This is a genomic window from Collinsella sp. CLA-ER-H7, from assembly GCF_040092345.1.
Lineage (GTDB): Bacteria > Actinomycetota > Coriobacteriia > Coriobacteriales > Coriobacteriaceae > Collinsella.
In genome coordinates, this window is sequence record NZ_JBBNLT010000007.1 from 18,428 (window position 1) to 41,582 (window position 23,155).

Consider the following 23,155-nt stretch of genomic DNA (forward strand, 5'->3'; position numbering starts at 1 on the left):
AGGATGAGCCAGCTGGCTAGAGCTCGACCGGCACCCATTCGTCGTGATTGCAGATAAAAGCCTCGGGATCCTCGACACTAAAGAAGACGAGCGCGGGATCGTTAGGCCCCTCATAGCGCTCGCTCAAGCGCTCAAGATGTTTCCATCCGGCCTCGCGCATCTCGCTCGAAGCGCGGTCGTCCAGACCCGCACGTCCGCGCAGAATCAACCACCCATGGCCCGGCCACCAACTTGTGGCCTCAAAGCGCTGGTTTTGCAGCAGCTCCTGCCACACATCTTTGGTGCGCGCCGTCACAAACCACAGCTTGCCGTCCTGAATCTGTGCAAACGAGAACGGACGCACATGCGGCTGTCCGTCCACGCTCGTCGCCAGATACCACGCCGGCACCGACGTCAGATACTCCAGCACCGTATTCAATCCGTCCACGTTTCCTCCTGTCGCCTGACCAGTCTTTTTGGAATGGGTAGTCAATTTGGGAAATTAGAGCTCGAGGAGCTCTTCGCTACCGTCGATATCGCAGAACCGCGCGGCGATGTTGCGGACCGAGAAGAACGCAAGGCGGCCGTCGTTGGCACTATCGTGTTGCTCGCCAATGCCCACCATGTGTTTAAAGCCCGCCTGGCGTACCTTGTCGCTCACGACTGCATCGTCCTCGAGCGCAGCCTCGCCAGTTAACACGATCCAGCACTCCCCCGGCTTCCAGCCCGATATCTCAAACTTGGGATTCACGCTCAACTCCGCCCACACGTCCTTGTCGCGCGACGTGCAAAACCACAGTTTGCCATCATCGACCATGGCAAACGAAAACGGCCTCACGCGGGGCTGATGCCCGTCGCTCGCATCGGTCGTAGCAAGATACCACGCCGGAATGCGCCTGAGATACGAGCAGGCGCGCTCGAGCTGAGCCGTGCGATTGATGTCGGTCATAGAGACCCCTTTCTTGCGCTCGAATCGAGCTTAGACGAGTTGAAGATTGATAACGACAACGCATGTCACCAGCAGCGCCATCGCCACCGCGGCCAGTGCATCCCCGCGGCCAAACCTAAGCGCATGCAGACGCGTGCGTCCATGTTCGCCGTGATAGCAGCGCGCATCCATGGCGGCCGAAAGCGTCTCGGCATGACGGAACACGCCGGTGAACAGCGGAATCGCCACACTGCCGAGCATGCGCACACCGCCGAGCGGACCGCCCGTCACGCGCGCGCCGCGGCTTGCCTGTGCATCGGCCGTCTGTTTCATCTCGGTGGCAAATTGCGGCATAAACCGCAACGCGATACCCATAATCATGCCGAGCTCGTGCGCCGGAAGTCCCACGCGCGCAAATGGTGCGAGCAGACGCTCAAAACCTGCGGTGAGGTCGAGCGTCGGCGTGGCGAGTGTAATGGCGCTCATGCCGGCCATCATCAGGGTCAGGCGGCACGCCATAAACCCGGCGGAATGCAGCGAGCCCTCGCTCACCTGCAAAAAGCCAAGCTGCCACAGGGTGCGGCCACTCTGGTCGGAAAACAGGTTGAGTACCGCGACCACTACGACAATCGCCAGCAGTGGTGCCATCGATGATAGGACTCGGCGCAACGGCACTCGGGCTGCGACATAGACCAGCACGACAAACATTGCGACCGGAACCAGCCCGCGGAAGCTTCCGACAGTGAGCACGGTGATCAGAAATGCGAAACCTAGGAGCAGCTTAGTGCGCGGATCCAGGCGATGCACCGCGCTATCCCCGGGATAGTAGCTGCCAAATGAGAACGCCTCCATTAGCAGCCCTCCTCTCGCGTGGCCATCTTAGAACCAGCCTGACACGGAACCCTCAAAGGCACGTCCGCGCAGCCCAGCAGCAAGCCGGCCAGCTCGTCGGCCAGCGCCTCAACCGTATAAAGCTTGTCGCAGCGGAGCGGCACACCGGCCTGTGCGAGCGCCAGCGCCATACGCTGGGCGGCAGGAACGCCCAGGCCAATTGACTTGAGCTCGTCCGCATGCGCAAAAACCTGCGTGGGCGTTCCCTCGGCAAACACCGCGCCCTCGTTCATCACAACGATACGGTCACAACAATTTGCCAGGTCATCCATGCTGTGCGAAACCATGACAACGGTCAGGCCCTCGCGATGGAGTCGACCGATGAGCCCTAGGAAATCCCTGCGCGCAGCCGGATCGAGCCCCGCCATGGGTTCATCGAGCACCAGGACCTCGGGCTCCATGGCAAGCACGCCAGCAAACGCCACGCGCCGCTGCTGCCCGCCCGAGAGCTCAAAGGGACTCTTGTCGCCGACCGTGGAAAGATCGAGGCCCACGCGCGTAAGCGATGATGCGACACGGCGTGCGACCTCGTCTTGTGGCAGGCCAAGGTTACGCGGGCCAAACGCCACGTCCTGCGCCACGGTTTCGGCAAATAGCTGACGCTCGGGATACTGAAACACCACGCCGACCTTAGCCTTAACCGCAGCGGCGTCTTTCTTGTTTGACAGATCGAACCCCAGCGCGCGAATGGATCCCTCCTGGGGACGAATCAAACCGTTGAGATGCTGGACCAGCGTCGACTTACCCGAACCGGTATGACCTGCCAAACCCAGGAACTCGCCGCGACGCACCGTCAGCGATACATCGCGCAGCGCCCACGGACTGCTGGGGTCGTTTCCCCAGAGAGCCTGTTTGTTCGATTTGCCCGCAGTGGCCGAGCGCTTATGCCAGCGGCGGCGCTCGCGCGGACTGAGCGAATAACTGTACGAAACATGGGATAGTTCGATGACGGGCTCCGACGCGTTGTCCTCGTTGTCTACCGGAACAGTGCCGTCAGCGATTTCCAACTGGGATACGGAAGACTGCCCCGCGATGTCTGCCCCACTTCGCTCGGCATAAGTCTGCGCAACCTCGGCGACCATATCCACCTCGCGCACCTGCGCGTGAATGGGCACGCCCTTCGCACGAAGCGCCATGCCCAAACGGCACGACGCCGGCATATCTAGGTTGAGCTCCGCGAGCTCATCTGCCCGCGTCAGAATCTCCTCGGGCGTGCCCAACATGGCAACTCGTCCCGCCTGAAACACCGCGATGCGATCTGCCTCGGCGGCTTCTTCCATAAAGTGCGTAATCATCACGATGGTCATGCCGCGATCGTGCAACACGCGACAAGCCTTCATGAGACCCTTGCGTCCACGCGGATCGAGCATCGAGGAGGCCTCGTCCAATATGAGCACGCGCGGTTCCATGGCAAGCACGCCGGCAAGCGCCACGCGCTGCTTTTGGCCGCCCGAAAGCGCATGGGTCTCGTGGCGCTCAAAGCCCACCAGGCCCACGCCCTTCAGCGCCTCGCGTACGCGCTGCGCAATTTGCGCCGATGGCACGCCTAGGTTTTCGGGACCAAACGCAACGTCATCTTCGACAAGCGTTGCCACCAGCTGATCATCGGGATTCTGGAATACCATGCCCGCGGTCGAACGAATGTCGTAGACCAGCTCGGGATCGGACGCATCCATGCCGTTGATGCGCACCGTGCCCGCATCGGGCTGCAGCAGCGCATTCAGATGCTTGGCAAACGTCGACTTGCCCGACCCATTGCCACCGAGGATGCAGAAAAACTCCCCGTCCTCGATGTTCAGATCGACGTCGTCGAGTGCCGGTACGGCACCGTCATAGCTAAAGGAAACGCCCCGACACTCAATCATGCGCGGCCTTTGACCTGGTCCTTTTTAGGCGTGATGAGGTTGGAGACCGCCTTGTACACCGCAAGCGTCAATACCGAGTTAAGCACGGTCTTGATAAGGTTGAACGGCAGCACGGCGGGAATCATGAGCGGGGCGATCACATCGACCGAGCCATACCAGAACCATACGCCAATGGTAAGGTTTGCGACCATAGACAGCGTCGTAGCGGCAATGACGCCGAGCACCAGGCCAATCACGGCACCCTTATAGGTATGCATCTTCTGGTAGACGATAGCCGCGGGCAGAATGTAGCCCAGCGTGGCAACCAGGTTCATAAGCGCACCGACCCAGTCACCCGTGGTGAGCGCATGGATAACGATCGCCATGGCGGCAACAGCTGTGCCGGCACCAGGGCCATACGCAAATCCACACACCATCGCCGGCACCAGCGACGGGTCATACGTCAAAAACGGCGCCGAAGGAAGGATGGGCAGCTGCACATACATAAACAGGGCGCCCAAGGCGCACATCAGCGCCATGGTAACGAGCTGTTTGGTGCTCCACCTATTCGTGTTCTCAAAATGGATATGCTGCGACTGTTCAGACATAAGATCACCTGCCTCTTTCATCCGGACTCTAACCGTTGGTACTGGGATCTCACCAGTTCAGCCGGCATGCGAACCAACACACGCACGGGTCGCGGACTCATCGGCTCGACGCAGATCCTCGCCTGCGCCACGGCGCCCCTTTGGCACCGCCCGATTTACCGCCAGTGGGGAATTTCACCCCGCCCTGAAACAGCAATTGCAAGTGTAGCACGAGCAGGTATTCGCGCAAGTATGCCAAGGGCAATTTATGGTGGGGACCAATTACCGCAACAACCACGTTCCCCACCCATCCCAAAGTAGCGCGCCTTTCGCGGCAAAGCCGCGAAACAGCGACCGGGACATGTATCCCCATCAGCCACGATCTCCGCCCACGCCGACCTCAAGGCCGTAAACGCAGGGGATCCGGGGGCGTGACGGGGGTTTCTCTCCGGAACATTCCGCAGGACGCAAAGAGGCTCCGCAGCGCGAAGCGCGATGCGGAGCCTCTTTGCATGTCCGAGGACGTTCCGGAGAGAAACCCCCGTCACGCCCCCGGATTCCCGGTGGGAGTTCTAGACCTTGTCGGCCTTAGTACATACCGCCGCCCTGCTGACCAGCGGTAGCAGCAGCGATAGCGTCCTCAAGCTGAGTGTTCTTGGGCACATCGGAGACGGTGGCCTCGGTGATGAGAATCAGGCTGGCAACAGAAGCAGCGTTCTGCAGGGTGACGCGGCTGACCTTGACGGGGTCGAGGACGCCCATCTCGATCATGTCGCCCCACTCGCCGTTGGCAGAGTTGAGACCCTGGCCGGCGGGCAGCTCGGCAACCTTGTCGACCACGACGGCGCCCTCAAAGCCAGCGTTCTTGGCGATGGTAGCAACCGGAGCAGTCAGAGCCTTCTTGACGATGTCGACACCGATCTTCTCCTCGGGGTCGTCGATCTCGACAGCATCGAGCGCAGGAGCAGCGTCCATGAAGGCGACGCCGCCGCCGGCGACAATGCCCTCCTCGACAGCAGCGCGGGTAGCCTGCAGGGCGTCCTCGACGCGATGCTTGATCTCCTTGAGCTCGGACTCGGTAGCAGCGCCAACCTTGATGACGGCAACGCCACCGGAAAGCTTGGCCAGGCGCTCCTGGAGCTTCTCGCGGTCGAAGTCAGAGGTGGTGTTCTCCATCTCGCCCTTGATCTGGGCGATGCGAGCGTCAATGGCCTCCTTGGAGCCAGCGCCGCCGACGACGACAGTGTTGTCCTTGGAGATGGTGACGGACTTAGCGGTACCGAGCATATCGGCAGTGATGTCAGCGACCTTCACGCCCAGCTCGTCCAAGGCGGCCTGGCCACCGGTGAGGACGGCGATGTCCTCGAGGATGCGCTTGCGGCGATCGCCGTAGCCCGGGGCCTTGACGGCGCAGACGTTGAGGGCGCCACGGATCTTGTTGAGAACCAGGGTAGGCAGAGCCTCGCCGTCGATGTCCTCAGCGATGATGAGCAGGCCACGGCCGGCGCGCTGGACAGCCTCGAGAACGGGCATGATGTCCTGAACGCTGGAGATCTTCTGGTCGGTGATGAGGATGTACGGATCCTTCATCACGGCCTCCATGCGGTCGTTGTCCGTGACGAAGTAAGCGGAGACGTAACCCTTGTCGAACTGCATGCCCTCGACGGTGTCGATGGTAATGTCGAACGTCTGGGAATCCTCGACGGTGATGACGCCGTCCTTGCCCACGACCTCCATGGCCTCGGCGATCTTCTCGCCAACCTCGGGGTCACCAGCAGAGATGGTACCGACGGAAGCAATCTGCTCCTTGGTCTCGACCGGCTTGGCCTGCTTCTTCATCTCGGCGACGGCGGCGTTGACGGCCTTGTCGATGCCGCGACGGATGGCCAGCGGGTTGGCGCCAGCGGCGACGTTGCGCAGACCGTCGTTGACGATAGCCTGAGCGAGCAGGGTTGCGGTGGTGGTGCCGTCACCCACGGTGTCGTTGGTCTTGGTGGCGACCTCCTTCACCAGCTGAGCGCCCATGTTCTCGATGTTGTCCTCGAGCTCGATCTCCTTAGCGACGGAAACGCCGTCGTTGGTGATGGTCGGGGCACCGAACGTGCGCTGCAGAGCGACGTAACGGCCCTTGGGGCCCATGGTGACGGTAACGGCGTCGGCCAGAGTGTTGACGCCCTTTGCGAGCTTGGCGCGGGCATCGGTGTTGAACGTAATGTTCTTTGCCATGGTAGGTAATCCTCCAAAAGAAATGTGACTCGCGTCGCCGCTTCCGAGTCCTATGCGGCGGCCGCGTTCAAAGACGAATCAGAGATTCTGACGAGACTAGGCCTCGACGACGGCGTAGATGTCGTCGGCGCGCATCAGCAGATACTTCTCGCCGTCGACCTTGACCTCGTTGCCACCGAACTTACCGTAGATGACAACGTCGCCAACCTTGACGTCCATGGGGATGCGCTCACCCTTGTCGTTGACCTTGCCGGCGCCCACGGCAACGATGGTGCCGCGCTGCGGCTTCTCCTGAGCGTTGCTGGCGATATACAGACCAGAAGCGGTCTTCTGCTCGGCCTCGTCGGGCTTGACCAGAACACGATCTGCAAGCGGCTTCAAAGACGACATGCTTGTCTCCTCCTTTTTGGGCCGCGCGGTTATACCACGCGAATTAACCCTTTTTGTTTGCGTACGCGTTGAATGGTACCCACGAATGGCGGGTTATACAACACGGAGTCAAAAAATCTTATTTTTTGGCACTTAGATTTTCTGAATGCCGGGGGATAACTTAGCGGTGGCTCCCGGGGCGGACCGGAGGGCATGAAGTTTGCTGCTCTACAGTCCTGCGCAAGACGGAAAGCACATTAAGTGCTTTCCTTTGCGTGCGGAACTCGCGACAAACTTCATGCCCTCCGGTCCGCCCCGGGAGCTGGGGTAACTTATTCGGGCCCGGCATTCAGAAAAGTCAGTGCAGCAAAATGGCGATGCAGATGGAATGCACAAGATAGGGGCACGTTGTTGGGACGCGCTCTTTTAAGTTGCGGTGGAATAGTTCCTGTTTTTGGGCTTGAAGGCCGATTTTAGGGACTATTTCACCGCAACTGAGGGGTGGGATGTGGGGTTAACGCTCGTAGATGAGGTTACCTGCCAGGTAGGTGGCCTGAACTTTTGTGGCCTGGAGGTCTTGGGGGTCAACGGTGAGCGGGTTTTGGTCCAGGACTACCAGATCGGCGTATTTGCCGGGCTCCAGACTGCCGAGGTTTTGCTCGTCGCCCGCTGCGTACGCGCTGCCAAGCGTGTAGTTGCGCAGGGCCGTTGCCGCGTCGATACGCTCGCTCGGCAACCAGCCGCCCTCGGGCCAGTGGCTTTTGGGGTCCTGGCGCGTGATAGCCGTGTAGAGCACGTTCATGCTGGTAACGGGCGTGATAGGGCTGTCGGTACCGAAGGCTTGGCGAATGCCGCGCTGCTTATAGGTTGCGAACGGCCACATGATGCGGCTGCGCTCCAAGCCCAGGTCGCGCTCCGGACCACCCGGGTCGAGCGTGATATGGCAGGGCTGGCTCGAGGCAACCACGTCGAGCTTGCGCAGGCGGTCGATGTCCTCGGGCAAGAGGTTCTCCAGATGCTCGAGCGTGTTATGACCGTGCTGGGGCAGGCCGTACAGTTCGGCGGCCTCCTCAAAGATATCGAGCGCGGCATGGATGGCACCGTCGCCGATGACGTGAATACGCACAGTGTGGCCACGCTCCGCAGCCGCCAGAACCAGCTTACGCATGCGCTCGGCAGGAACTGTCAGACGGCCCTGGTCGCCCGGGAAGCGCGGATTGGTATAGGGCTCGGTGAGATACGCCGTGTGTTCGCTCGACACGCCATCGAAGAACTGCTTAAAGCCCGGTGCCGAGAGCAGCGCGTTGTTCGCGTAGCGGGCCTGCAGCTCTTCCAAGCGCGACTGGTCATCCAGCAGCGTGGGGAACAGATGGGCTCGGATGCCCAGCTTGCCGGCTGCCTGCAGTTTGTCGTAGACGTCGTCGCGGATAAAATCGCAGCCCGGCATGGGCATGAGCGACATATCGCATATCGAGGTGATGCCCTGCTCGGCCATCCGCCTCATTTGATCGGCGTAAGCGCTTGCGATGCGATCCTCGCCCAGCCACTCAAGGCAGCGCGGTAGCAGCTGCATGGCAGCCGCCTCGTGAGCAATACCCGTGAGCTCGCCGTTTGCGTCCTTGTCGTAGCTACCGCCCGCTGGTGGCTCGCTGTCGCGCGTGACGCCGAGTGCATCGAGTGCGCGGCTGTTGAGCCACAGCGTGTGCCCGTCGCCCGAATACATAACGCAGGGACGATCGGGGAATGCCGCATCGAGCGACGCCTTGGTAGGATGCTCGGGCGGGTCCCAACGGTAGTCGCGCCAGCCCTGCGTCACAACCCAAGCGTCGTCGGGCAAGTCCTGGGAAAACTCGAGCGCATGTTGCACCAGCGCCGCCTCGGACGTACCCATATCCATGAGCATGTACGGCGAGGAACCGACCGAGGTATGGAAGAAGTGCAGATGAGCGTCATGGAAACCGGGGCAGACAAACTGCTCGCCGTAGTCGATAACCGACGTAGCGGCAGGAGCGGCGGCGATCACGCCATCGGGCGCACCGACTGCGACGATACGGTCGCCTGCGATGGCAATCGCCAGCTCACGGGCGGTATCGATGCCGTCTTGCGCGGTAAAGACGTTCTTGGAGCGGATAATCCGATCGATATGTTGCATGGGCATCCCCATCTCTGGCAGGAAATTCAACACCCCCGAGTGTACTCCCCCGCCCTTGCAACAAAACCCCAAGCGGCAAACGGCAACTTTACCAGCCCTAGCGGCAGGTGGCATACTGGAGAGAGCCTGTACGATTTTGCGATCAACCCAGCAAGGAGCAAATCGACCATGACGAAGACCAAGGCACAGCAGATTATGGCGGCGACCGAGGCTCGCGCGGCTGACGACGTCACCGCAGCCATCAAAGATATCGCTACCGAGTTTGAACCCTATATCATCAAGCAGCGCCGGCACTTCCATAAGCACCCGGAGCTGAGCCTTGCCGAGGAGCGCACGACCTCCGACATCGCCAACCAGCTCGACGCCATGAATATCCCCTACGAGCGTCCGCTCAATACGGGCCTTGTGGCGACCCTTCGCGGCACCGCGCCCGACGCCTATCGCGAGGACGGCACGCCACGCCGCCGCATCCTGCTGCGCGCCGACATCGACGCCCTGCCCGTCACCGAGCAGACCGGCGAAGAGTTCGCCAGCGTCAACGAGGGCTGCATGCACGCCTGCGGCCATGACTGCCACATCGCCATGATGCTCGGCACGCTGCAAATCCTGCGCCATATGACCGACGACATCCACGGCGAAGTCCGCATCGTCTTCCAGCCCAGCGAGGAAAACGGCCAGGGCGCCAAGCTCATGATCGGCACGGGTGTGCTCGACGGCGTCGATGGCGCCTACGCCGCACACATCTGGAGTGAGGTCGACGCCGGCACCGTAAGCTGCGAGCCCGGCCCGCGCATGGCCAATACCGACTGGTTCCGCATCGATGTCCGTGGCACCTCGTGCCATGGTGCCATGCCCCAGCGCGGTCACGACGCCGTCATGGTTGCCGCCGAGATCGTCAACGCCCTGCAGACCATCGTCTCGCGCGAAATCAGCCCCTACGAGCCGGCCGTCATCACCGTCGGCGAGCTGCACGGCGGCACCGCGCGCAACGTTATCGCCGGCACGGCCTACCTCGCCGGCACAGTGCGCACCTACGGCGATTCGACCCACGAGGAAATGCCGGAGCTCATGCGCCGCATCGTGGAGCATACCGCGGCAGCTCTGGGCGCCGAGGCAGAGCTCACCGACTACACCATCGCCAACTACAAGGTCGAAAACGACGCCGCCTCGAGCGAGCGCTGCCGTCAGGCTGTAATCAAGTGCCTGGGCCCCACCGGTCAAGGCCATTACCGTGGCACGCTTTCGGGCGAGGATTTTTCGGAGTACCTGCGCCGCGTACCGGGCGTGCTCGCCTTTGTAGGTACGCGCAACCCCAAGATTGGCGCCACGTACGCCCAGCATTCCTGCTTTTACAAGATTGACGAGACCGTGCTGGCAAAGGGCTCCATGGTGGCCGCCCAGTATGCTATCGACTTTTTGGCCGAGCCCACGCAAGAGGAGCTCGACGGCCCCGCGATTACCGCGGTCGCCGAAACCAACCCCGATCTGGCCGCCAAGCTGCGCTCTGCCAAGGCGACGACCGCCGAGGCTCGCGACGCCATCCATGATGCCCGAACGGCTCGCCATGCCGCGATCAAGGGCATCCACGACGCACGCGCTGCTGCACGCCGTGAGGAGAAGCACGACGAGTAATCGATTCGCTGGCATCTCGCAGTCATAGCCACATCGCGATGTCAAAGCGGGGGCGGACGTTTCGACACGTCCGCCCCCGCTCATTCTTCAAGCGCTATTTCTACTATTTCTACCCCGTCCCCAAATGGCAGACGGCATGGCTACTCGTCCTGAGGTTCCTCGTCGGAGCTTGGCTCGGACGCCGACTCAGGTGCAGGTGCCGGCTCAGGCTCAGGCTCAGGCTCAGATGCCGTCTCAGACTCGGGCGCCGACGCAGGCTCAGGCACAGGCACCGGCTCGGGTGCAGGCTCAGGCGCGGGCTCGGGCTCAGGTGTGGGCTCAGGCGCGGGCGCGACATCCGGAGCGCTGTAACCCGAGGGAGCGGACTTCTTCTCGAAGGGCAATACAAAAGTCAGGACGTCGTCCTTGTCCTCGTCGGCCCACTCGCTTGCATAACGTGCAACCCAATAGCCAACGGCACGGTGCTTGAGCATCTTGCCAAAGACCGTGAGGAATACCGTGACAAACGCCGTCAGCACCAAGAACAATACGAGCGTGATGCCACCGCCAGTAACAAGCGCCTCAATAGCCGTAGGACGGTAGTAGTAGCTATACATACCGACAGAGGCAATGGTGCCAAAGACGAACGTCAGAATCCAGGTGACAACGTTGGCGACCAGGCCCGTCAAAAACTCGGGAAGGAACGAAGCACAGAACAGCTTGGTCTTGTTGTGCTTAAACGCCGCCCAGACCTTGTCGAGCGAAAACGCACTCTCCACACGACCAGTCACCGCAAAGTGCATCACGGCGATGTCGGCGAACATTTTAAAGAAGACCCCCAGGACCGCCGTGGCAATCATAGCCAGGACAAGCAAGCCAAGCGAGCCAAACAGCGCAGCCTCGAGCGCATAAGAGCCGTAATAAGAATACGAGCCCGCGGCGCCAATTACCACGCTCTCCACCAGCGAAAGCACTACACCGATAACGGGAATGGCAGCGATAACCTCGAGCACGACCGAGATAACGCTCGAAAAGACTCCGAGGCCAAACGACGTGGAACGCATGAGTGGACGATCCATACCGTCATCAACCTTGAGCGACAGATCGCGACCCCACTCGATACCAAAGCCGGAACCACACACGCTCGCAATGCAAGCTGCCAAAAAGCCGATGGCAGCTGCAATGCCGCCAATAACGGGAATAAACAGCACGAGTACCGACACAACACAAATCAGCGCCGGCAAAAACGCGATTTGGCATACACGCTGAAGCACGCCCGGGGTCTTGGTCATATCTTGGAACGCCTGAGCCACACAGCCCTTTGGCGCATTCGCCACGGGCGGTTGAGGGGCAAACTGCTGAGGCTGAGGCTGACCCTGAGGGGCAGAGGCTGCGGCACCGGCATTGGGGGCACCACACGCGCCGCAGAACTTGTCGTTATCGCCCATGGGGGCGCCACACTGCGAGCAGAAGATAGAATCATCCCTTCGTATCTTGAACGAATCACTTGGATCGCAAACGATGTCTTTAGCATCATTATTGCCCAATGTGGGGTCAAATACTCAAAGATGACCGATTTGCAAGGTACACGGCGCCAGCAGGCGGTTCGTTGAATACGTCTGCGTTAGTTCGTTCCGCGGAAGCCCTTGCCGACGATCTCGGAGCTGTCGACGATCGTGATAAAGGCACCCGGATCGACTTCGCGCGCATAGCGGCGTAGTTGCACGGCCTCGCGACGGCTCAGCACGCTCATGATCACCGTCACGCACTTGCCCGAGAAGGCACCGTAGCCGCGGCTGATGGTCGCCGTGCGGTTGAGATGCTTGACGATAAACTCCTCGACCTTAAGGGGCTCGGAACAAATGACCGTGCAGACTTTGCGCAGATGAATGCTCTCAATGGCTTTGTCGACCACAAGCGTCTTGGCAAACAGACCGAGCACGCAGTACAGACCGACACGCGGGCCATACAAAAAGGCCGCGATGGTCACGATGCCGATATCGACCAGCAGCAGGGCGCGGCCAATCTCGAGCGTCGTGCGACGTTTGAGGATCATGGCGAGAATGTCCGTGCCGCCCGTCGAGGCACCAATATCAAAGACGATAGCGCTGCCGAGCGCCGGCAGAATCACGGCAAAGCACAGGTCGAGCCACATATCACCCGTCAGAGAGACATCGGTCGGAATGAAGAGCTCAAACAGCGAGACGTAGGCCGAAAGCGCAAACGAAGCGAAGACGCTCCAAAGAATCGCCTTGCGCTCCAAAAAGATAAAGCCCAAGACGACGAGAACCGCGTTGATAATCCACATAAAGACGCCGACGGGAAGGGTCGGGAACAGCGTGGATAGAATGACCGACACGCCCGAGGTGCCGCCAAAAGCAAAGTGATTAGGGGTTTTAAACGCAACGATGGCAAAGGCCGTAAGAATCAGGCCCAGATTGAGCTCGGCGAAAAAGCGCGGGAAGCCTGGCTCCTGGCTGCGCTTTTGGCCGGCACGCTCGCCGCGCTCGATATCGGTGCGATCGACCACGCGCTCCATCGGCACCACGGGAGGACGATGCACCTCCTCGGCAGCTCGCGATGCCGCCTCTGCCGCGGCAGCCTCAATCGCCCATGCCTGGCTTTCTGTTTCGTGCTCGTCGGCCATTACGGCAACTCCTCGTTAACAATTTGGAAACAATGCGCTCATTAGGGTAACGCGGAACGTGGGGATTGCAACCCTTAGTTAGACGAGCGGTATGACTATATCGGGAGCGTACAGAAACGGCCGGCTACGCTTTTACTTGCGCGGTCGGCCGTTTAACGTTTTCGCAGATAAAACCTGCCAAAACAAACCTGTCTTTTTTGGAAGGTTATTCGTGCTGGCTGGTGCGGTGCTCGTACTCCTCGGGGGTGATGACGTCCTCGATGCGCAGGTTGACGCCCGCCACCTCAAGGCCGGTCATCGCGGCAAGGCGCTCGGTGACACGTGCCTTGACATCGTCGAAGATCGCGGGCGCATAGGCGCCGTACTCGATGATGACGGAGATGTTGACGACCACGCGATTATCATCGGTGACCTCGACCGTCACGCCCTTGGTCAGATTCTCGGCACCAAACTGCTCCTGCACAAAGTGCATGAGGTTACCCTTCATGCCCAGAACGTGCGGAACCTCGCGGGTGGCCATGGCAACGATTTTCTCAATCACGCCGTTGGAATAGGTCAGCGAGTCCTCGGACTCGTCCGCTTCCTCGTCGTCCTCGTCCGCATCGTCGGCGGGTTCGGCCTCGACGAGCGCCTCGTCCTCGAGCGTTACGTCCTCGGCCTCGGCGGCGACGGTCTCGTCGGCCTCGAGCTCGGTATCGGCTACATCGACCTTCGTATTAAAAGCCATGGTTCCTCCTTATGCCTGCCGCGGATGCGACAGTCGAATACATATTAGCGGCCGCTAAACAGACGGCCGAAGAAGTTGACGATCCCGTTCTCGCCGTCGCGAATTTGGCCGATCACAGCGCCGATCAGCACGAAGAATGCAATGACGAGCGTGTCCCACAGGCCCAGCGTGAGCACCAACACGGCGAGGATAAAGCCGGCGACGGCGCCAAGCGTGGTGTTGGGATGACGCACAGCATAGCTCCAGATGGCAGCGCCCGTACCCTTGATGAGACCCATAGCCTCGTCAAAATCCGCGGCTGCCGCGTCTTGCAACTCGGTTGCCCCCGCTTTGGAATCAACAGGTTCGCTCGCCGGCGTGGCGCTCTGGTCAATCGTCAGGCGCGGCGTACGAGCGGTCTTATCTTGATTGGTATCACTCACCGGAAACCTCCACGGTCTGGACGGTAGTCTTGGACGGCAAAAAACGGACGCGCGTGGTCGTACCCGGCGTGCCGAGCATGGTGTCGCAAGCTTCCTCGATGCGCTGCTGCATCGCGGTAGCCAGAGATGCCACGTCCTTATCGTCAAGCGCGATAGCCTCGACCTTAAAACGGACGTGCGAATCGTCGGGGCCTTGGACGCGGGCCTCGACATGCTCGACCATCACGCGGTCGTCACGCTCGGCAGCAGCCCTAGCGCACGAAGAAAGCGCCGCAAGGGTAACCTCGATATTGCGCTCCCCCGCCGGATGCACGCAGGACGGTTCGCGACGGGCGAACATCAGGCGGAAAAAGCTCAGCAGTGCGCCGAGCGCCACGACGCCGGCACACGCCGTGACGACGATGCGCGGCATGGGGTCGCGCATCAGCAGCATAAAGCGATACGTATACGGCCCCCAAAACTGGCAGACAAGCGTACCCAGCGCCACGATGGTGGCAGCAAGATACACGATCGCTAGGGCTCGTTTGAGTACGCGCACGCGGCGCTCCCTTCAAATCTCGACTCTCGAAATGCAAAACGGTTCGCATCATTATAAAAGAGCCGGGTCCGGTGCTCTACGCACGCGGATCCGGCTCATCTATTCCACGAGGCTTGCATGCTCGCTTCATTATGCCCAGATATGCACGGCTCAATCCGTGCTGGCGCTACTCCTCCTCGAGGGCAGCGATGACCTCGTCGGTCATGTCCATGGTGCTGTAGACGTCCTGGACGTCGTCGAGCTCCTCAAGACGGTCGATGAGGCGCTGGACCTTCTTGGCGTCGGCGCCGGAAACCTCGGTCGGGGTGGTCGGGACCATGGTGGTCTCGGAGCCCTTGACCTGGACGCCCTGCTCCTCGAGCGCCTTGGAGACAGCCATAACCTCGTTGGCAGTAGTCCAGACGATCCACTCCTCGCCGGCATCCTCGTAGTCCTCGCCACCGGCCTCGGCGATAGCCATCATGAACTCATCCTCGTCACCGGCAGCACCGTTGGCGATCATGGTCTCCTTCTTGGCGTTCTCGTCCAGGATCTCCTTGGCGACGACAATCTGGCCCTTGCGCTCAAACTGGAAGGCGACGGAGCCGGAGGTGCCCAGGTTGCCACCAGCGTGGGAGAAGGCGGAGCGGACGTCAGCGGCGGTACGGTTGCGGTTGTCGGTCAGGCAGTCGACGTAGACGGCGACACCGGCAGGACCGTAGCCCTCGTACACGATGTTCTCGTAGACGGCGGCGTCAGCACCCGAACCAAAAGCCTTGTCGATAGCGGACTTGATCTTGTCCTTAGGCATGGACTGAGCCTTGGCCTTGGCAACGGCAGCGGCGAGGCTGGCGTTGTTCTCGGGCAGCGGGTCACCGCCGAGACGGGCAGCAACGGTGATGTTGCGGCTGAGCTTGGAGAAGAGGGCGGAACGCTTGGCGTCCTGCGCGCCCTTACGATGCTTGGTTGTGGCCCACTTAGAGTGTCCGGACATACGTGTCTCCTATCGGTTTCGACCTAAAGCCCAGCGCAAATGCTCGGGCAATATAAACAAACGTCGTTATGATATACCTACTAGCCTGCGAGATAAACCCCAAAATGAAGGCGTCGTGATGATGCCCCCTTTGGTGCAAAGAAACCTGACCCCAATGCACCAAGTTAGGACCAGAGGAAGTCGCTGCGGGTGACGGTGGCGCCGATGGCGAAGGGCATGCAGGCAATGACCGGATATAGGTAGCGCATGTAGGTCGAGCCGTTGCACGGACCAATCAGGCACACGGCGAGCACGCCCAGCAGCGGCACCCAAATGGCCAGCCCGCGCCACGAATGGCGGCGCAACAGGTAGACCACCACGGCGATCATAATCCACACGTAAGTAGCCGAGCTCATGGTGAGCGAGATAAACGGGATGCGCTGTACTGCCACGCGATACAGGTTGATCAGGTGGTCGCACCAGCGCACAACCTTGCTATCGACCGGATGGAAGTCGAAGTACTTGAGATTATCGGGGCGTGCCATAATCTCGGCACTGCGCGCCGTGCTGTAGACCCACGCATCGCGGGTACTCGGATAAAAGTAGCCGTAGTAGTTATTGATGAGCGCCGAGATATAGCACTCGGGATCCTTCTTAAACATCTGGGTCCATACCTCAAAATAGGCCTTGATGTCCTCCTGCGAGGCGTACTCGTTAAAGCAATTTTTGACGGCGTCCGACTTATCCGGGTTGTAGCGGCGGCCCAGATTCTCGTACTTGAGCACACGGTCGATCACGGCACGCTCTTCGTCGGTCACCAAGCCGTCGCAAGGAGCTTCCACGATGGTGCCATCCTCCTTAACCGTAGGGTTAACGCCCGAGTTGAGGCCGTCGTGCTTTTGGACGAAACGAGCCGTCTGTTGGAACGGAATCGAGAGGATTTCGCGCTTGGAACCAGGCGTGATGTCGTGCGCCGGCATAAAGACCTTGGTGAAGTACATATTAGAGGCAAGGCAGAGTGCGAGCACCGCGAGGACGCCAACCCAGCGGAAGCGCGGCGTGGCGCATGAGACCGCGGTGCCCGTCTGCTTAGCCGCACGACGAGCGACATGTATATCCCATGCGCAAAACGCCGCCGCAATCACGCAGGCCGCCAACGGAAAGACCAGGCCTCCATTGCGCAAAAACGTGGAACCCATGGCAGCCAGCGCAAGCAACAGCCAGTCGTGGCACGCAAAGAGCACGGGGGCTTTCTCGCCCGCTCGCTCGACATGGGCATCACGACGGGGCAAGCCACATGTCACGAGCTTGACGGTCTGTACCAGCAGCACCAAAAACGCGTCGGCAAAGAGCACGTCTTTGGTGAGCAACGCCGCGTAGTTAGAGAACATCGGCATAAACGCAAAGAACAGCAGGATCGCACCGCGAACCGGCAGGCTCACGCCCAGTTTGCGCAGCGACGAAATGGAATAGGCCATGCAGGCAGCCGTGATGACAAATTGAGCGCAGGTATAGATGATGAGGCCCGCGTTAGCGCTGTTGAACAGCGAAAGCCCCAGTTGAACGCACGAGCCGATAATGGCCGTATGCACTACGGGATGATGCCCGTTGAGCAGCACGTTGGGGTTGAGTAGGCGCAGGTAGTCGCTCGTGCCGTTGGGATAGTTGAACCACTGGCGAATCTGCGCACCCGTATCTCCCATAAAAAGGCCGGGCAGCGAAGCGATGAGCGTGGGCGCCCAGGCGATCATAAGCACCAGGAAGGGCCCGGCAAAGGGATGGACCGAGAGCACGGCGTGAGCCACACGCCATATGCGCCCAAAGTGCGCCTCGGAAAACGGGATGCGCCGAGAGCTCAGCCAATCCAGGCACTCAAAAGCCAGATAGAAAGCCACGATCGCTAGGAGCATCCAGCCCGCGCCGCCAATCCAGGCGCAGATGATGCGGGCCTTGTCGCCAAGAACAATCTCGGCCGAGTCGGTGAGATCGTAGCTGCGGCCGAACACCATGCAGATGGCGAAAAACAGCGACGGCAGGATAATCGATGGGCGCCAGGTGTCGCCACGGCCAAAGAACACGTAGCGAAACGGCAGCGTGAGCAGGCAGGCAAGCGCAAGCAGCATGACCGCGTCGGCATGGCCGGCAAACGAGAGGAGCACCTCGTAGCACACGTACAGCATGCCCGAGGCTTTGGGGTCAATCGCCAAGACTGCGTTGCTCGACACCGGGGCGGGATCGATGGAAAACGCCGTGGTCGCCAACAGCGCGAGCAGAAATGCGATGAGCGTCTGCTTGGCGGGATAGCGCTTAAACCAGACGATGCGGGCAGCGTCGCGCGCAGCCGTTGTGGAGAGGTCGGAATCCTTCACAGTCCGAAAGCCTTTCTAGAAACCTGCCAAAAAGGGACAGGTTTATTTTGGCAGGTTTTATCTGGGGAAATGTTACGGTTCTGTCATCGTTGCCCAGCGAACCACCACAAAGGCGCCTGTCCCCTTTGTGGTGGTTTTGGTGGTTAGGCGTCCAGGTAGACGCGCTGGGGCTGGTTGCGGCGACGAGCAAAGATGATGAGCGCCAGGCCGGCGATCACGAGCGGCAGGCTCAGCAACTGGCCCATGGTGATAACGCCACCCAGCAGATAACCCAGCTGGGCATCGGGCACGCGCACAAACTCAATGAGGAAGCGGACGATGCCGTAACCCATCACAAACACGCCCATAAACGTGCCTTGGGGCAGTAGCGGCTTTTTGCGGCTGAGCACCTGCAGAATGCAAAAGAGCACAATACCCTCGAGGAATGCCTCATAAAGCTGGGAGGGGTGACGCGGCATATCGCCCGCGGTGCCGCCAAAGATCACGCCCCAGGGCAGATCGGTCGGCTTGCCCCACAGCTCGCCGTTGACAAAGTTGGCGCAGCGTCCCAGACACAAGGCCAGCGGAGCACCGATAACGGCAAGGTCGGCGATGGTCCAGGCGTCGAGCTTGTACATGCGGCACACGAGCACGCCGCCGATGATGCCGCCCACCAGGCCGCCATGGAAGCTCATGCCGCCCTCGTTGGTGGCAAAGATCTCGAGCGGATGCGCCCAGTAGTAGCCGTCGCCGTAAAAGATGACGTAGAACAGGCGGGCGCCAATGATAAGGCCAAAGACCACGCCGACCACGACACTCGTCAGGTCGTCGACCGTAATGTCAAAACCCCAACGGCGCTGCGTGCGGTACATGACGACCGCCGTGAGCAGAGCTCCGACCACATAGGCCAAGCCGTACCAGTAGATGGTGATGGGCCCCGCCGAGATGGCGACGGGATCAAGCATATGGTAGAGGTCGTTGAGCATATCGGTCCCCCTGCTCCCTACATACAAATGCGGCCGCGGGCCTTGCGCTCGCAGCCGCATATTCGGGCGTGACGTCTATGCGGAGCATATCGCCCGCAGCTTTCACTTCTTAGAACGGCGCATACTCGTCGTACAGGTCATCGGTCTCGCCGGAGGCATTGACCTGCTCGACACGCGTAACGCCGGGCACGTGCTCCTTGAGGATACGCTCGATGCCCATGGAAAGCGTCAGGGCGCTCATGGGACAACCGGCACAGGCGCCCTGAAGCTCCAGCTTGACAACACCCTCGTCGTCAACGCCCACATACTCCATATCGCCGCCATCGGCCTGCAGGTTGGGGCGGATCTCTTCAAGAACCTTCTTAAGCAGCTCTTCGTTAACAGCCACAGGGGCTCCTTTCTCACAATAACGCGGGCACGCCCGCAGACAGAAGCTATGTTACTACAGCCATGTACCCGCTCACGAGCCGTCCATGCGCGCAGACGCGACTTTCACGAGTAGTCAATTTGGGACGGGGCTCTTTTGGCTGTTTTGCCGCCAGCTGGCGTTGGCACGCGCTACTGCTGAGCCTGTCCCCCGGTACCAATCTGGACATCGACGATGACCTGGCGGTAGCTGATGCCACAGGAGTCGAGGATGCGGCGGCTGATGCGTCCGTCATCGGTGTCGGCGTACTTGTTGTCCAGGTAGACGACCTCGCCCACGCCCACCTGAGCCAAAATCTTGGCGCAGTCGTGGCACGGGAACAGCGTGACATAGACCGTGGAACCCTCGAGGTCCTTGAGCGAGCCACGGTAGTTGAGCACGGCGTTGGCCTCGGCATGGACCACGTAGTTGTGCTTGTCCTGCAGCGGGTCGTCGCTCGTACCCCACGGGAAAAAGTCGTCGTTGAGCGCCGAGGGTGTACCGTTGTAGCCCACCGAAAGGATGCGGTGGTTGGTGTTGGCGATGCACGCACCCACCTGCGTGTTGGGGTCCTTGCTGCGGCGCTGCGCGGCGATGGCCACGCTCATAAAGAACTCGTCCCAGCTAATGACGTCCAGGCGCTTGCCTGACGAAGTTTGATGAAGATCGTCCGACATGACAGACACCTCCGTAATCGCAATAGTTTGACCCATTGTAGCAGGTGAAAGGTGGAGGCGTTTGTCCCACCGGCGCCCTCACTTTTACACGCGGCGGGGCTTTTGGTTGATGCGGTAGAGCTCGGCCAGTCCCCGCAACGTCAGCGCGTCGTCGACCGTCAGACTGTGACCGACCAGCGACGCGAGTGCCTCGGCATCGTCGCCGGTAATGACGATGGGCACGTTGCCTTCCCCCGCGGCCTTGGTCGCGCGCATCTCGGCGAGCACCATGTCGAGCATGCCGTCGATGCGGGCTACCTCGCCCAAGACCACGCCCGAGCGCATGGCCTCGCGCGTGTTGCGGCCGATCACATGCGTGGGCGCCGAAGGCTCGACCTGCGGCAGACGTGCCGCAGCGGCCGAGAGCGAGCGGGCGCCGAGCGCCAGACCCGGCGCGATGACGCCGCCCACAAAGGTACCGCACGCGTCGATGACCTCGATATTGGTCGTCGTGCCCAGGTCGATCACGATGCACGGAGAGCCGTAGACGGCACGGGCCGCCACGGCGTCGGCGATGCGGTCGGGACCGATCTCGGCCGGGTCATCGTAGTGCACGGGTATGCCGGTCTTGAGGCCCGGCCCCACGGTGAGCACGCGTCCCGTGCAGGTGCGAAAAAGTGCCGCCTTCCACGGACGCTCGAGCGCCGGCACCACGCAACTCAGGACTGCAGCTGCGGGAACGAGCGCGCCGGGCATGCCCGCATCGGCCGCCAGCGCGGCCATGACCTGCGCGAGCCTCATGCGCGCCTCGTCGGCTGTGATGCTCGACGGCGTGGTGATCTCGCACGTCGCGAGCGGGCATTCCTGTGCCGCGGCTGAATCCTCGGCAAACAGGCCAAAGCGAATGAACGTGTTACCCACGTCGACCGTCAATATATATGCGCACCCATTAAGCATCGTCGGCGCTCCTTTCGTCTGCCCAGCAGTATATCGCCTACCTAAACCAGTCATCCCAAAATGACTAGCTTGCGGCTATACTGGTGCGCGGTCGTTTGCGAGCTCACGCGGCGGCCCTTGGTAACCCGACTTCCCGCGCCGTATCCGTAACGGCGCTCCCGGGGGAAGCGGATATACGCAAAGGAGTTTTATATGAGCAATCCCTCGAACCGCGCCTCGATGCGCGGGCAACTCACGCTGCGCGGCGTCGTCATCGGCGTCCTTGGCTGCGTGATTATCACGGCAAGCTCGGCCTACACCGCCCTCAAGATGGGCGCTCTCCCCTGGCCGATCGTCTTCGCTGCCGTCATCTCGCTGTTCTTCCTTAAGCTCATGGGCAATGCCAGCCTCAACGAGGCCAACGTCACCCACACCATCATGTCCGCGGGCGCCATGGTCGCCGGCGGCCTGGCGTTTACTATCCCGGGCGCCTGGATGCTGGGCTATGCCGACCAGATCAGCTGGCTCGACATGTTTATCGTGGCACTCGCCGGCACCATCCTGGGCCTGCTGGCCACCGCGCTCATCCACCGTCACTTTATCGTGGACGCCGCGCTGGAGTTCCCCACTGGCAACGCCGCAGCTCAGACCCTGCGCGCGACCGAGGCCGGCGGCAAGACCGGCAAGCAGCTCTTTGGCTCCATGGCCATCGCAGGCATCTACAGCGTGCTTCGCGACGCCCTGGGCGTGGTGCCCAGCATGCTGTGCACGCTCAATATCCCCGGCGTTACCTTTGCCATCTACAACTCGCCCATGTTGCTCTCCGTCGGCTTCCTCGTGGGCTTCGCCCCCGTCGCTTTCTGGTTTGCCGGCGCGCTGCTGGGCAACTTTGGCATCATTGTCGGCGGCACCGCTGCCGGCCTGTTCGATGTTGTGACCGCACAGGGCATCGTCAAGTCCCTCGGCATGGGCCTTATGATGGGCTTTGGCGTCGCCGTCGTCCTCAAGGACATCCTGCCGCAGGTCGCCGGTATCGTCCGCGGCCTCGCCGCCGACAGCTCCACCGACACCGACGAGCAGTCGCTCATCTCGGGCTCCCTTAAGCTCGACGCCGGTATCATCGGCCTGGGCGCCGCCGCCATCGCCGTGATCATCGCCATCGTGCTCGACCTTGGCCCCGTTCCGGCCGTCATCGTCACGCTGTTCACCTTTGTCACCACCATCATGAGCGCGCAGAGCTGCGGCCAGACGGGCATCGACCCCATGGAGATCTTCGGCCTCATCGTCATGCTCATCGTTGCCGCCTTCGCACAGCTCGCTCAGGTCAAACTGTTCTTTATTGCCGGCATCGTGGCCGTGGCGTGCGGCCTTGCGGGCGACGTCATGAACGACTTTAAGGCCGGCGCCGTGCTGGGCACCAACCCGCGTGCGCAGTGGATCGGCCAAGCCATTGGCGGCATCGTGGGCGCCCTGGTCGCCGCAGCCGTCATGGTCGCGCTCGTCACCGCCTATGGCCCGGACGCCTTTGGCCCCGACAAGAGCTTCGTTGCCGCGCAGGCAAGCGTCGTTGCCACCATGGTCTCGGGCATCCCGAGCGTGCCGTGGTTCGTTGGCGGCTTTATCGCCGGCATCGTCATGTACTGGCTCGGCATTCCGGCCATGATGATCGGCCTGGGCGTGTACCTGCCGTTCTACATGTCACTCACGGCATTCCTGGGCTCCTGCGTCAAGCTCGCCTACGATAAGTGGTCCGCCCACCGCGACGCCACCGCTGGTCTTTCTGACGAGGAAAGGGCTGCCAAGGACGCCGCCTTCCAGGAACAGGGTCTGGTTGTCGCCAGCGGCCTGCTCGGCGGCGAGTCCATCGTCGGCGTTATCCTGGCGTTTGTCTCCGTCGGTCTGAGTCTGCTGGGATAAGCTGAGCAGCCGCTCGACAGCAACCATATTGCC

The 23,155-nt window shown here is 61.2% G+C and carries 21 protein-coding genes and 1 riboswitch; of the genes, 2 read left to right on the forward strand and 19 right to left on the reverse strand.

Translation table 11 applies throughout. From position 1 onward, the window contains the following. Positions 1 to 16: 16 nt before the first annotated feature. From AAAX75_RS05340 to AAAX75_RS05375, 8 genes are all read right to left on the reverse strand, one after another. Complete coding sequence (locus AAAX75_RS05340) at positions 17 to 427, reverse strand: pyridoxamine 5'-phosphate oxidase family protein (RefSeq protein WP_349091325.1); 411 nt, start codon at positions 425 to 427, stop codon at positions 17 to 19. A 54-nt stretch (positions 428 to 481) separates the two neighbouring features. Then, on the reverse strand, positions 482 to 928 hold the full coding sequence (locus tag AAAX75_RS05345; protein ID WP_349091327.1) for a pyridoxamine 5'-phosphate oxidase family protein: 447 nt from the start codon (positions 926 to 928) through the stop codon (positions 482 to 484). A gap of 30 nt (positions 929 to 958) precedes the next feature. Next, positions 959 to 1,759 (reverse strand): energy-coupling factor transporter transmembrane component T, encoded by an 801-nt coding sequence (locus tag AAAX75_RS05350; RefSeq protein WP_349091329.1) that lies wholly within the window; start codon positions 1,757 to 1,759, stop codon positions 959 to 961. After that, positions 1,759 to 3,663 carry an energy-coupling factor transporter ATPase gene (locus AAAX75_RS05355; protein WP_349091330.1) on the reverse strand — a complete coding sequence of 635 codons (1,905 nt, stop codon included), beginning with the start codon at positions 3,661 to 3,663 and terminating at the stop codon, positions 1,759 to 1,761. The genes AAAX75_RS05350 and AAAX75_RS05355 overlap by 1 nt, the downstream gene beginning before the upstream one ends. Then, positions 3,660 to 4,250: an ECF transporter S component gene (locus AAAX75_RS05360; protein WP_349091331.1), complete on the reverse strand. Its 591-nt coding sequence runs from the start codon at positions 4,248 to 4,250 to the stop codon at positions 3,660 to 3,662. The genes AAAX75_RS05355 and AAAX75_RS05360 overlap by 4 nt, the downstream gene beginning before the upstream one ends. A gap of 5 nt (positions 4,251 to 4,255) precedes the next feature. After that, a riboswitch (FMN riboswitch) is annotated at positions 4,256 to 4,446 on the reverse strand. 371 nt (positions 4,447 to 4,817) lie between these two features. Then, a complete protein-coding gene (groL, locus tag AAAX75_RS05365; RefSeq protein ID WP_006234938.1) occupies positions 4,818 to 6,455 on the reverse strand; it encodes a chaperonin GroEL in 1,638 nt (545 codons plus the stop codon). 96 nt (positions 6,456 to 6,551) lie between these two features. Beyond that, positions 6,552 to 6,845, reverse strand: a complete 294-nt coding sequence (groES, locus tag AAAX75_RS05370) for a co-chaperone GroES (RefSeq protein WP_022094351.1) — start codon at positions 6,843 to 6,845, stop codon at positions 6,552 to 6,554. Between the two features lie 493 nt (positions 6,846 to 7,338). Further along, on the reverse strand, positions 7,339 to 8,982 hold the full coding sequence (locus AAAX75_RS05375; RefSeq protein WP_349091332.1) for an amidohydrolase: 1,644 nt from the start codon (positions 8,980 to 8,982) through the stop codon (positions 7,339 to 7,341). A 162-nt stretch (positions 8,983 to 9,144) separates the two neighbouring features. Here AAAX75_RS05375 and AAAX75_RS05380 point away from each other — a divergent pair, with 162 nt between their 5' ends. Continuing rightward, the gene (locus AAAX75_RS05380) at positions 9,145 to 10,608 is read left to right on the forward strand and encodes a M20 family metallopeptidase (protein WP_349091333.1); all 1,464 of its coding nucleotides are present in this window, start codon (positions 9,145 to 9,147) and stop codon (positions 10,606 to 10,608) included. 140 nt (positions 10,609 to 10,748) lie between these two features. Here the strand turns inward: AAAX75_RS05380 and AAAX75_RS05385 are convergent, their stop codons facing one another. From AAAX75_RS05385 to AAAX75_RS05435, 11 genes are all read right to left on the reverse strand, one after another. After that, positions 10,749 to 12,134 carry a DUF4013 domain-containing protein gene (locus AAAX75_RS05385; protein ID WP_349091334.1) on the reverse strand — a complete coding sequence of 462 codons (1,386 nt, stop codon included), beginning with the start codon at positions 12,132 to 12,134 and terminating at the stop codon, positions 10,749 to 10,751. Between the two features lie 77 nt (positions 12,135 to 12,211). Then, the gene (locus AAAX75_RS05390) at positions 12,212 to 13,234 is read right to left on the reverse strand and encodes a YitT family protein (protein WP_349091335.1); all 1,023 of its coding nucleotides are present in this window, start codon (positions 13,232 to 13,234) and stop codon (positions 12,212 to 12,214) included. A 205-nt stretch (positions 13,235 to 13,439) separates the two neighbouring features. Further along, entirely contained in the window at positions 13,440 to 13,961 is a 522-nt protein-coding gene (locus tag AAAX75_RS05395) for an Asp23/Gls24 family envelope stress response protein (RefSeq protein ID WP_195620847.1), read from the reverse strand. 44 nt (positions 13,962 to 14,005) lie between these two features. After that, positions 14,006 to 14,383, reverse strand: coding sequence for a DUF2273 domain-containing protein (locus AAAX75_RS05400; RefSeq protein ID WP_349091337.1), 378 nt, complete (start codon positions 14,381 to 14,383; stop codon positions 14,006 to 14,008). Further along, positions 14,376 to 14,921 carry a hypothetical protein gene (locus AAAX75_RS05405; RefSeq protein ID WP_349091338.1) on the reverse strand — a complete coding sequence of 182 codons (546 nt, stop codon included), beginning with the start codon at positions 14,919 to 14,921 and terminating at the stop codon, positions 14,376 to 14,378. Before AAAX75_RS05405 ends, AAAX75_RS05400 begins: the two co-directional genes overlap by 8 nt. Before the next feature lie 166 nt (positions 14,922 to 15,087). Then, entirely contained in the window at positions 15,088 to 15,894 is an 807-nt protein-coding gene (locus AAAX75_RS05410) for a YebC/PmpR family DNA-binding transcriptional regulator (RefSeq protein WP_006234926.1), read from the reverse strand. A 164-nt stretch (positions 15,895 to 16,058) separates the two neighbouring features. After that, positions 16,059 to 18,242: a DUF6020 family protein gene (locus AAAX75_RS05415; RefSeq protein WP_349091339.1), complete on the reverse strand. Its 2,184-nt coding sequence runs from the start codon at positions 18,240 to 18,242 to the stop codon at positions 16,059 to 16,061. Between the two features lie 143 nt (positions 18,243 to 18,385). Next, entirely contained in the window at positions 18,386 to 19,207 is an 822-nt protein-coding gene (gene lgt / locus AAAX75_RS05420; protein ID WP_349091340.1) for a prolipoprotein diacylglyceryl transferase, read from the reverse strand. Positions 19,208 to 19,316: 109 nt separating this feature from the next. Further along, positions 19,317 to 19,595: a NifU family protein gene (locus tag AAAX75_RS05425; RefSeq protein ID WP_117637654.1), complete on the reverse strand. Its 279-nt coding sequence runs from the start codon at positions 19,593 to 19,595 to the stop codon at positions 19,317 to 19,319. Positions 19,596 to 19,765: 170 nt separating this feature from the next. After that, positions 19,766 to 20,290 carry a dCMP deaminase family protein gene (locus AAAX75_RS05430; RefSeq protein WP_195445341.1) on the reverse strand — a complete coding sequence of 175 codons (525 nt, stop codon included), beginning with the start codon at positions 20,288 to 20,290 and terminating at the stop codon, positions 19,766 to 19,768. A gap of 84 nt (positions 20,291 to 20,374) precedes the next feature. Then, entirely contained in the window at positions 20,375 to 21,226 is an 852-nt protein-coding gene (locus tag AAAX75_RS05435) for a type III pantothenate kinase (RefSeq protein WP_349091341.1), read from the reverse strand. A gap of 192 nt (positions 21,227 to 21,418) precedes the next feature. On the opposite strand from AAAX75_RS05435, the gene AAAX75_RS05440 reads away from it, so the two are divergent. Further along, entirely contained in the window at positions 21,419 to 23,122 is a 1,704-nt protein-coding gene (locus tag AAAX75_RS05440) for an OPT/YSL family transporter (protein WP_349091342.1), read from the forward strand. Positions 23,123 to 23,155: the final 33 nt, after the last annotated feature.